Annotated in this window: 1 protein-coding gene; it reads right to left on the bottom strand. The window is 73.1% G+C overall.

Annotated elements, in window-relative coordinates; all coding sequences use genetic code 11:
- The coding region (locus BXY45_RS22780; RefSeq protein ID WP_146211354.1) for an HNH endonuclease signature motif containing protein at positions 1-1,323 on the bottom strand (1,323 nt) is incomplete at both ends.

Here is a 1,323-nt window from a genome sequence, read left to right on the forward strand (position 1 = left end):
CGGGTTGATCACCCACCGTTGCAGCGGGTCCACCGCCCGCGGCGGCCGGATGTGCGGCACCCCGTCGACCATCCGCACCCCCCACACCCCCAAGGTGACCAGGATGTGGTGGCGGATGCACAGCAGCACCCCACTGTCGACGTCGGTCAGGCCTCCGGCGGCCCACTCCAGTACGTGGTGGGCTTCCAACATCCCCGGTGGGGCGGTGCAGCCTGGGATAGCGCACCCGCCGTCGCGGGCCAGCATCGCCCGGCGCTGACCGGCGGTGAACAGTCGCACCGCCCGCCCCAACGTCAGCACCTTGGCGTCGGCGCCTTCACAGGAGAGCACCACCGCCTGCAGGGACCCGGTGCACGCCACCATCCGCAGCGCTGCCGTCGACAACGACCGGTTGGTGGTCTCGCAGTGGCCCGGTTCCGCGCCTGGGGTTCCCGCGAGGGCGTCGCTGGTGGTGGTGACGATGACGCGGGCACCTTCCCCGCCGATGGTGCCGTCGCTGCCGCGGGCCAGGCGGACCAGTTCGGCGAAGGCGTGCGCGCGGCGCAGCGGCGCCGGGCGCAGGTCACGCACCGGCACACTCCCCGCGCCCGCAGCACCGGCACCAGCACCAGCGCTGTCCGCCGAGTCGGCCGTGGAGTTGCTCGTGGCCCCGCCACTGGCAGTGTCGGCGCCAGAGCAGTCATCGGCGGAGGGCGCAGCGGCAGAGGCACCCGCGCTGCCGTTGGGATTGCCGTCAACAACGTCCCCCTCCAGCCCGTCGAGAGGTTCCTGGCCCGGCATCTGGTCAGGGCTCTGGTCGGGGCTCTGGTCCGGCGCGACCGGCGCGTGGACGGTCGGTAGCGGTTTGGAGGCGGCGTCGATGGCGGCTTTGAACTCCGCCCCGGCCACGGGGTCCAACCGGCCGCGGAACTCCACGGTGCCGTCGGCGTGGACGGTGACGTTCAAGTACTGCCGGTCCAGGTCTTCGGGGTCGAAGCCGCGGTCGGCGCGGTCAGGGTCCAACGTGTGCGCCAACGTGGTGCACACGATCGCGGCCTGAGCATGAGTCAAACCGGGCAGGGACTTCGCGAGGGTGGCATCAGCGGTGGCGCCGTGCTCACGGCGGACGCGGGCGGGAAGGCTGGCGATGGTGCGCTGAGCCAGGGAGGCCACATCGGTGGGCAGGCGCCCTGCGGCGTGGGCTTCGCCGAGCAACCCGAGAGCGACGGCGGAGGACCCCGCCGCAGGACCCGCCGCCGGACCAGCGGGGAGTCCGGTCGGGAGTCCAGCTGCGGGTTCGGCAGCGTCCTCGGCGCTGTCGGCGGCCGTGTCGGGATCAGCGTC

Origin of the sequence: Quadrisphaera granulorum (genome assembly GCF_003149145.1) — a bacterium.
Lineage (GTDB): Bacteria > Actinomycetota > Actinomycetes > Actinomycetales > Quadrisphaeraceae > Quadrisphaera > Quadrisphaera granulorum.